General features: G+C 36.3%; 12 protein-coding genes. 3 read left to right on the top strand and 9 right to left on the bottom strand.

The genetic code is table 11. The annotated features are described in order from the left end of the window. A partial coding sequence (locus G413_RS0110275; protein WP_022790775.1) for a transposase occupies positions 1 to 229 on the bottom strand: 229 nt, incomplete at its 3' end. Between the two features lie 204 nt (positions 230 to 433). Here G413_RS0110275 and G413_RS0110270 point away from each other — a divergent pair. After that, a complete protein-coding gene (locus G413_RS0110270) occupies positions 434 to 799 on the top strand; it encodes a BlaI/MecI/CopY family transcriptional regulator (protein ID WP_022790774.1) in 366 nt (121 codons plus the stop codon). A gap of 22 nt (positions 800 to 821) precedes the next feature. Here the strand turns inward: G413_RS0110270 and G413_RS0110265 are convergent, their stop codons facing one another. The 4 genes from G413_RS0110265 to G413_RS0110250 form a co-directional block, all read right to left on the bottom strand. Beyond that, entirely contained in the window at positions 822 to 2,930 is a 2,109-nt protein-coding gene (locus tag G413_RS0110265) for a transglutaminase-like domain-containing protein (protein WP_022790773.1), read from the bottom strand. A 16-nt stretch (positions 2,931 to 2,946) separates the two neighbouring features. Then, on the bottom strand, positions 2,947 to 3,906 hold the full coding sequence (locus G413_RS0110260) for a DUF58 domain-containing protein (protein ID WP_022790772.1): 960 nt from the start codon (positions 3,904 to 3,906) through the stop codon (positions 2,947 to 2,949). Between the two features lie 4 nt (positions 3,907 to 3,910). Further along, positions 3,911 to 4,837 carry an AAA family ATPase gene (locus G413_RS0110255; RefSeq protein ID WP_022790771.1) on the bottom strand — a complete coding sequence of 309 codons (927 nt, stop codon included), beginning with the start codon at positions 4,835 to 4,837 and terminating at the stop codon, positions 3,911 to 3,913. A 136-nt stretch (positions 4,838 to 4,973) separates the two neighbouring features. Next, positions 4,974 to 5,447 (bottom strand): pyridoxamine 5'-phosphate oxidase family protein, encoded by a 474-nt coding sequence (locus tag G413_RS0110250; RefSeq protein WP_022790770.1) that lies wholly within the window; start codon positions 5,445 to 5,447, stop codon positions 4,974 to 4,976. A 575-nt stretch (positions 5,448 to 6,022) separates the two neighbouring features. On the opposite strand from G413_RS0110250, the gene G413_RS0110245 reads away from it, so the two are divergent. Together G413_RS0110245 and G413_RS0110240 are read left to right on the top strand one after the other, a co-directional pair. Next, on the top strand, positions 6,023 to 6,460 hold the full coding sequence (locus tag G413_RS0110245) for an IS1/IS1595 family N-terminal zinc-binding domain-containing protein (protein ID WP_022790769.1): 438 nt from the start codon (positions 6,023 to 6,025) through the stop codon (positions 6,458 to 6,460). Beyond that, positions 6,432 to 7,034, top strand: coding sequence for an IS1595 family transposase (locus tag G413_RS0110240; protein WP_022790768.1), 603 nt, complete (start codon positions 6,432 to 6,434; stop codon positions 7,032 to 7,034). The genes G413_RS0110245 and G413_RS0110240 overlap by 29 nt, the downstream gene beginning before the upstream one ends. 507 nt (positions 7,035 to 7,541) lie before the next feature. Here G413_RS0110240 and G413_RS11525 read toward each other — a convergent pair. From G413_RS11525 to G413_RS11520, 4 genes are all read right to left on the bottom strand, one after another. Further along, positions 7,542 to 8,174 (bottom strand): IS3 family transposase, encoded by a 633-nt coding sequence (locus G413_RS11525; protein WP_276329711.1) that lies wholly within the window; start codon positions 8,172 to 8,174, stop codon positions 7,542 to 7,544. Beyond that, on the bottom strand, positions 8,144 to 8,263 hold the full coding sequence (locus G413_RS12610; protein ID WP_422717863.1) for an IS3 family transposase: 120 nt from the start codon (positions 8,261 to 8,263) through the stop codon (positions 8,144 to 8,146). Before G413_RS12610 ends, G413_RS11525 begins: the two co-directional genes overlap by 31 nt. 155 nt (positions 8,264 to 8,418) lie before the next feature. Beyond that, positions 8,419 to 8,715, bottom strand: coding sequence for a transposase (locus G413_RS0110225; protein ID WP_022790766.1), 297 nt, complete (start codon positions 8,713 to 8,715; stop codon positions 8,419 to 8,421). Between the two features lie 142 nt (positions 8,716 to 8,857). Next, positions 8,858 to 9,266 (bottom strand): transposase (locus G413_RS11520; protein WP_022790765.1); only part of this gene is annotated, 409 nt, incomplete at its 5' end.

Here is a 9,266-nt window from a genome sequence, read left to right as displayed (position 1 = left end):
CATATTTTGTATCAAACTTTCTTTGATAGGAACCATTTCTAGAATTTTCGTTATTGGTTCTAGCGTATGGTTCATAATCAAGAAAAGCCGTCAACTCATATGCGAGTATTTCATTGAGAGATTTCTCCAACTCTGAACGAAACAGTTCAGTTACAGCCTGTTCAAAAGCTGGAAGATTGTTGTCATTAGAAAATAGGTTTTTCATTAAAGATGTAGTAAAATAGTTCATGGGTATATTCCTTTCGTAAATTGTTTTTGGTCGAACTAATTTTACTAAGGATATACCTTTTTTTCTATATTTCCAGAAAAACGAATTTACACAAGATATTTTATGCTATCTAATTTTTCGATTTTTATGTAAAAATAAATACTATTTTACACAAATAATGTATAATGTTTACAGTAAAAATGATTAGACAGGTGGTGATAAGGAATGAAAGAAAGATTATCAAAAAGAGAATTAGATATTATGGAGGTTTTGTGGGATGCCAATGAGCCATTATCCGCAAATGATATTTTGAATCTGATACCTGATATTACCATGAATACGATTCAACCAAACTTGAAGAAATTGATGAAGAAGGGATTTATCGAAGTCAGTGGAGTGGGTTATACAAAAAACTCAATTACCCGACAGTTTGTTCCTTTGGTTTCTCAGTCAAAATATATTTCTAAATACTTAAATCAAAGTGCGTTAAAAGACTTTGCGATGATGTTTGTAGAGTCCAGCTCGTCTAAAGAAGAACTACAGGAGCTTCGTGATTTGATCAACGAAAAGTGCAAAGAATTAGATAAATAAAGAAGATGCGACGCATCTTCTTTTAATATAGGCAATAAATATAATGATAGAAAATTCGTTTCCAGAACGGCAGCTTTGATATAATTGCATCCTGACAACATTTTTCCAGACGTTTTAGGTCTTTACGCTCTACGATATAAGGTGAATAATAAATCAACTGCGCTTTTTGTTGAAGAAGACAAATTGTATCAAGGGTCAAAGCAGGCACAGTATGGAGAATCACATCTATATTTTTTTCATCTAGAAGGTCGAGGTCCTTTAGACTTGGATAGATACTGAAAAGATGAAGAATATGATCCATATATTCCTTTGTGGAGAAGGCTTCTTTCTTACGTTTTTTATAGAAGTAATGGATCAACAAGAGTATCACAGTGATGCTGATACCGCCCACAAACAAGAGGATAAAAGCACGATCAAAAATTCTGAATACTGAAGAAAAGTTATAGTTGAGATTTCGGTTATTTTGCAAGCTGGAAAAATCAGATGTATCTTGTGCTATGAGCTGTTGAAGCGTTTCTTCATCTAGACCGGGATATTCTACATGAATTTTTTGATGAGCATCGGGTGTCATATCAATGGGAATCCATCCGTAGCGTGGGAAATAAAGTTCGATCCATGCGTGAGAATGATTTTCCGGAACTTCTGCCATAAAGGAGCCTTGTTTATACGTAAAGTCCTGTGGATAGATTACATACCCAGTTACATAGCGACTGGAAATACCATACATGCGATATAAAAGAGCCGCAGCCGATGCGTAATGGACACAATACCCTTTTCTAGTGGAAAACAAAAAGGATTCTACGGCATCTTCCTGTGAGGACATATAACCAGGAGTTCGTGTATATTCTGTGTAGTTTTCTAAAAGCTTTACAATAAAAGCTGTGATTTCATTCAAATCTGTTTTTGGATTGTCTTCTACCAGCTTGGCCAGCCTCGGTAAAGCATTCATATCAATGCTATGATAGAGACATTGTGCCGCACTTTGATCGTATTGTATAAATTGCTCCAATTCTTCTTCCAGATCCAATGAATCTAAGTTTTGTACATGATCTAATTCCGGATAAAAGGAATAAGTCGTACTCTGGTTATGATTCCATTGTGTGAGCAGATCATAAGGTGTTAGTGTCGTATCCCATTCGGTTTTTTGTTCCGGCAAGATCGTTATCGTTTGTGATTCCATATCTAGTTGATCGGTCAATGCATTTTGAATCCTTGCCTGATAGTTACGATACTGATAGGGAGATAAATAGGATGAATATAAGTCTCCAACTTTATCAATCTGGCGTGTCGCATCATCCTGACTCCATTGATTCTCTTCGTATAAAAAGCCGGTATAGTTTTTTAAATAAATGTTGGATTCAGTTTTTGTTTCCATCTGTGCGGTAAATACGATTTCATCACTGGCATAGTTGTTGCCTAAAGATACCATACCGGAAGAAAGTATGCGATCATCTCCATTTTGATCTTGGAAGGTTTCATGAAGAAAGTGCTCCAGATGGTTTGCCTGATCGGATAAAGGCCTTTGTAGGTAATTCGCTGTGAATAGACCAACAGGAAAGGTCAAGATACAAAGCACAAACAAAGAGAGTATATTTTGTTTAGATGGATACTTTCTAACCAAAAGGAGAAATGTAAAAATGAAGAAAGACAAAAGCATCAAGAAAGAGATATTTACACCTGTTACGGTTAAAAATCCCATCAGTATACAGATCATGATGAAAAGAAACACCGGTTGATAAAGCACAAACATAAAGGTAAAGATCCATAATAGAAGCAACAGGGATACTACAGATACAAAATAAGGAATATCGACCGGAACCTGCGTGGAATATAAAATGGTGTGAATATCATCGATAAGATGGTCTTTCATAATAAGTGCACAGCACAAAATGAGAAGATGACTGCCTGCCAAAAAGATCCAGTGATAGGGCATCCAAAACCAATGGATTAAAAAATATAGAATTCCTACAACAAATAAAACAACATATAGCCGGTTTGCCACAATGATTAAAGAAAACTGGGAAAGAAACAGACAGAAAAAAGAAATAGCCATTATAAACAGCACTGCATCAAACAGTGTCAAATGTTTTGTATCCGTACGAATGGAAAAGGACGGTGCTGTTTTTTTCATACACTTTGTTCTCCTGTCAGAATATTAATTGAGTATTATTGGCATCCAAACATTGTTGATTATGGATCAGGACATCATAAATAGGATCAAGTTCTTCAACAGGTAAAGCTTGTTTTGTCAAAAAGGAGACAAACATCATATCTAAATCTTCTTTTGACATCAGGAAAAAGCTATAAAGCTCTGTCTTTTCTATATAACATATGATATGTACTTGTTGTTGAAGAAAGCCAAGGATGACAGAATAGAAAAACTGTAGGGCATGGCAAGAAAATTCATTATCAAAAACAGCTTTTATGACAAGTGAGCATCCTTGTTCTTTTTCATATTCTTTCACATAAAATTTTTGAAGACGTGCACTTTGTTTCCAGTGAATGTGTTTTAAAGAATCTTGTTTTTGATATTCACGGATATCTTTGATCTCCATTGAAAGCTTATTTCCTGTGGAAACAGGGCTTTTTTTCTCGGTTTGTAGAGCGGTTGATCCATGTAAGCTTATCGGATATAAGATGGGAATGGCATCCGGCAAAACGACAATGGCACATGTCGTATTTTTAAAATGTAGCTTTCTGTGAAATAATCGAGTCCAGTCATAAATAAAAGCCGATAAAAGTGTAAATTCATAAATTCCACAGTCATGACCGACAAAAACAGGCTTGGTGGAAATCGTATCATCAATATATTTTTTTACTGTTTTTTTCTGATTGTATTGGACTTGTACATGATAGCGGATAAGTCCGGGTTTAAAAAAAGAGGAAATCTGAATAGAAAAAGGGAACGAAATTTCTTCTTCTTTTGAAATAGTTAAAGTTTTCTCAACCTTTATCGTTGCGTTTTTCTTAAATATCCAGGTCGTGCCATACAGAAAACAAGAGGTGATGATCATGGCCAATACAAAGCCGGTTAAAAGGGTACTTGAAAAAAGACCTGCGATATAAAGTAAGATCATACAACAAAGCAGATAGAATATTTTATACATAGGCTTATCCTTTAACTGATTTCAATACATTCTCAATGAGATTTTCTTTTTCCAGATGTTGCGCTTTGGCTTTAGTAGAAAGCTGGATTCTGTGACGTACCACAAAAGGAAATTGTTTTTGTACATCTTGAGGAATAACATAATCTCGCTGTTTCAGCCATGCGGTTGCCTTAGCAAGCTTGACTAACGCAATCGTAGCACGAGGACTGGCACCTGTTTGGATCATCGCTTCTGTACGAGTCTTTCGTACCAGATCTACGATGTATTGATAGATCACATCACTAACATACACATCTTCGATTTCCTGTTTGGCATACTGTATTGTCTGTGCATTCAAAAGCGAAGAAAGACGTTCGATCTTCTTCCTGGAATCCATTGCTTGTGCCAATTGTATTTCCGCATTTCGATCAGGATAATCCAGTGAACATTCGATCATAAAACGATCGACCTGTGCTTCCGGTAAAGGCTGTGTTCCAATGGCAGAATCTGGATTTTGCGTGGCCATGACAAAGAATGGCTGGGGAACATGTCGAGTGATACCATCCACACTGACCTTACCTTCTTCCATGACTTCTAAAAGGGCGGATTGTGTTTTTGGGGAAGTACGGTTGATCTCATCTGCCAGTAAAACATTACAAAATACTACACCGGGCTGATAAATAAAACGTTTTGTCTGTACATCCGGAATCGAAAATCCGGTTAGATCGCTAGGCATGACATCCGGAGTAAACTGAATTCGCTTAAAATCCAATCCCAAACCTTTGGCAAAGGCCAATGCTAATGTTGTTTTTCCAACGCCGGGCTTATCTTTTAATAAAACATGACCGCCGGAAAGAAAAGTCAAAAGAATTTCTTGAATGACTTCTTGTTTCCCGTAAATGATCTGGTTCATGGCTTGTAGAAAAGCATCAAAACAACGTTGATGACTCATGATCGTTCTCCTTGTTTGTTACTTACAGTATAACATACCATTATATTTAAATCAGATAGTTTTGAGATTATATGGATGAGAAATATTTTAGATGAAGAAGAAAAGCCTATAAATAAAAAAAGGTCGTCATTCGACCTTAATGGATATTGTTTCGATGTTTCCCGGTGATATCTAAAACTTTCATTTTTAAAACAGTTGTCACTTTTATCATGTCGATATTAAAAAGAAAGTCTTCGGCATGGTATTGGCGCATCAATACTTTCAGGGCTTCATATTTTTTCTCATCTTCAACAAATTCGATAAGTCCATGACCTATTACGCTGGAATAGCCCATCGTACAGCTCATACGCTTGTCATAAAGTATAAAATTATGATCGCAATCCATTTCAAAGGTGGCACGATTATCCTTGCGAATTAAATCCAGTTTCTTGCCTTGCATGGCGCAATGGAAGTACAGGTAGAGTTGCCTATCTTCAATGTCCATTCCAAAATTTAATGGTACCATATAAGGGAATCCATCATCATTCAAGGCAAGTACACAAGAATCACATTGTCGCATGATTTGAAGGATTTTATCAAAATCTTTAATCTCTCGATCTTTTCTTCGCATACTGAACCCTCCTTATTTAAGTGTTGAAACATGAACGTAGGAAATTATACGTTTTCCAATGTATATCATTGTACGAAATCAGTATGTATGATTTTCCTTTGTTATAAAGATAATACTCTATTTCTGGTGGAATTTCTTGTTATTCTTTTTAAATAGTACTCTAACTTTCTTGGTTATGTACTTTATAGTTCTGAAAAAATTCTAAAAGAATAGCAAAACTGAAAAGTAGTTTTTAAAAAATCACAGTCAAAATCACAGTCAACGATTGTATAAAAATAATGAAAAAGCACCAAATCTGCTTTATATAAAGTCGATTTAGTGCTTTTTTTTCTGACTGGCAGGGGTAGCAGGAGAAATTGCCATCATTTTAAAACGTTTCATTTTATTTAATTAGCGTTTGTTTTTATTGAAAATAGTTTAATATATTTCCGTTTTTCGCTGAATATATCTATATATCACAGTCAAAACACAGTCAGATTTTTTATAAATTTAATCGCTATACCGACAATTTGGTGATATGGCATAAATAATATCAAATTAGATTTTATATTGTAGTCAGAAAAGAGGTATTCTTTATGACTACAAATACTCAATCATTTTTAACCGAACATGCAACTTCCCATTTGATGGATTATCAGATCCAGAAAATCAATCGTCAAATTCAGGACTTCATCCATGTAAATCAGGAAATTGACCATTATCATTTTGATGTCTGTCCCAAATGTGGTAAAAAACATCCCCGTCTTATCAAGGCCGGTTTAGCCAATTCCGGCAAGCAAATGCTGAAGTGTAAAGACTGCGGAAAACGATTCGTCATTGATCGTGGTCAATTGACATTCTATTCGCATCAGCCCGCTGACAAGTGGAACGAACTTATTATCGATACACTCGAAGGAAATTCGCTGCAGCATACAGCAGCCAGTATCGATGTTCATGAAATGACGGTTTTCCGTATGCGCCATAAGTTCCTCAAGTTTTTGGAAGATGAGGAATCTCCCATATGTACTCAGTGAGCAAATTGAAATCGATGAAAAATATGTGCAGAAAAGCCATAAAGGAGTATCGATTCCCTCTGCAAAACCCCGAAAAAGAGGGGAAGCCGCTTCTAAACGGGGAATTTCCAATGAAAAGGTATGCATTATAACCGCTGTGCAAAGATTGGGCAAAGCCGTTGCCAGGACTTTTAATATGGCAAAACCAACCAGCGAAGACTGTCTGAAGTTTGGACAGCATATTGAAGAAAACACTTATGCATGGACCGATGGTTTGGAAAGCTATACCCGTATGTTACAGGAAAAACAATGTAAAAGAACCATTCTCAAAAGCTATAAAGAATACGATACTGTCAATCATTTGAATAATGTGAACAGTTTTCATAATGAAATCGAGAAACAGTACGAGATATATAGAGGGGTGGCAAGTAAATATATAAACCGATACAATGCATTGTTCTGTATACAAAGAGAAGTACAGGGGATGGATGCCCAGGAAATACTTGTCTATGTCTTAAAGAAGTTGAAGTACTCTATTCATTACTTTTTTATCCGGCAGATTGCAACAGATGCTTTATTTGAAGTTTCTTTTTAATGCTGAATTATGGCTAAATCACCAAACTGTGGGTATAGCGTTTAGAAAAAGATAATGGATATATATTTAAAATAATTAAGTTTATTGTGTGGTTTAAGGAAATGTTGACATAAATTGCAAGACCGGGCACGTGCTCGGTCTTTGCTTTTAGGAAAGGTTTACGTAATGTGGTGCTATCGTGTGCATCCGCAAAATGGATGCGTCATCTATCTGCCCGTCTTTACTAACAAAATAAAAAGGGAATCGGTTGACTCGTCCGACTCCCTTTTTCGTGTTGGCATTATCAGCTTTTCTGCCTATCTGAATTATATCATGATGTATCGAAGAGTCAAATAACATAAAAAACACCTTCTGCCAAAGGTGTTTCAGATTGTTGACAAAGTAGCTACTCTTTAAGGAGAGTGGCTACTTTTTTTATCGGGTTTCTTATGTTTCTTTGTTATATCTTGCTTAAAACCTTGGTACTATGTCAAGAAAATGGACAAGTTAAATAGAGAGTTTGTCCATCTAGTTAACCTTGTTCCATAAATCTTCATATTGTTTAGGCGACATATAATCGCAATGACTATGTATTCTCGCTGTATTATAAAATGTTTCTATATATTCAAAACATAGATCATATACATGATCGTAGTCCAATATCACCTTGCGATTCAGCCATTCTTTTTTGATCAGTGAATGAAAGGATTCAATACATGCATTATCATAGGGTACCCCTTTTTCTGAATAGCTTCGTTTCATACCGTTTGTCAATTCACTATATTTTCTACAAGTAAAATGAATTCCACGATCACTATGTATAATCAATGGGTCTTTTATTTCCCTGCGTTGTTTTGCAATCTCAACGCATTTTAATACTTCTTCTACTTCCAGTGTTTTGCTCAATGTCCATGCTATGATCTTTCTTGAATATAGATCCATAATGCTTGTCAAATATACAAATCCATCCGCTATTGTCCATATATATGTTATATCTGTACACCATACCTCATTTGGTCTCTCTGGATTAAAATTTCTGTCTAATACATTTGTTAGCCTACTGTTAAAATCACTATTCAATGTTGTGATCGTATACGGCCTTACCCAGCATGCTCGAATCCCTAGTTCCTTCATATATAGGCTGACCGTTCGCTGTGATATGGTATGACCTCCTTTTTAAGACATTCTGTTATTTTGGGTGCCCCATATATCCCGTGGCTTTCTTTATGGATCTGCTGTATCTTTTCCATGACCATTTCCTTATGCAGCTGTTGTGGACTCTTTTTTCGCTTCAGCCATGCATAGTAGCCCGATTTTGATACCTTTAGTTGTTTCAGCACTCCAGTAACTTCAAATTCTGGATTGGACTGTGAAGCTTCAAAAACCAGCTGGTATCGTATTTGAGTTAGTCTCCCAGAATGCTGATGGCTTTTTTTAATATTTCAAGAGCATCTTGTGTGTTTTTCAATTCTCTTCGCAGTCGGGCATTTTCTTTTTCAAGATCACTGCTGAAGTTACCGGAACCGCGAAACTGTACTTCATTATTGTTGTTTTTGTATTTCCGCTTCCAACGAGCAAGCGTGCTGTTTCCAACACCAAGTTTGGCTGCACATTCTGCATGTATCATATCTGGATGATCTTCACAAAATTTAACGGCATCCTTTTTAAACTGAATATCAAACTGTTTTTGTTTATTTGCCATAGAGTGTTATTTCCTCCTTACTTTTTATTCTCTATGACATTGTACCATTGTTTGCAGATTTCTCTTTTTGACTAGTCCGTTTTTTATTCTACATCCAGTGTTTTGTCGGTCGGACTTGACCTCGATCTCTTCCCCTGTTTCCTCATCGAACTGATATTCTGTATCCCTGGCTTCTTTCAACGGATTTCTTTCCGTGTGCTTCCCGGTCGGCATTGATCTCTTCTAAAAGCTCGTCCTCATAGATTTTCCGAACGACCTCAACTTCTACATCCTCATATTTGTTTTTGTTGGCACTGGCCTTCTGATGGGTCGAATCCCCAAAGAGAGTGGTCAGATCCAGCAGTCCCTGTTCCTGAATCCTGCACAGGATATATTCAAAGATCTGGGAAAAGATATCGCTGTCTCCATAGCGACGGATATAGTTTTGCGACCATGTCGAATAATCCGGTATCTTTTCCTCGAAGGGGATTCCCAGGAACCACCGGTAAGCAACGTTCATATCACATTCTCTGCAGGTTCTGCGCATGGAATTGAAACCAAAGACGATGTTG

The organism is Faecalicoccus pleomorphus DSM 20574, assembly GCF_000420345.1.
Lineage (GTDB): Bacteria > Bacillota_I > Bacilli_A > Erysipelotrichales > Erysipelotrichaceae > Faecalicoccus > Faecalicoccus pleomorphus.
The sequence above is the reverse complement of the archived record's forward strand: the minus strand, read 5'-3'. Positions and strand labels throughout refer to the sequence as shown.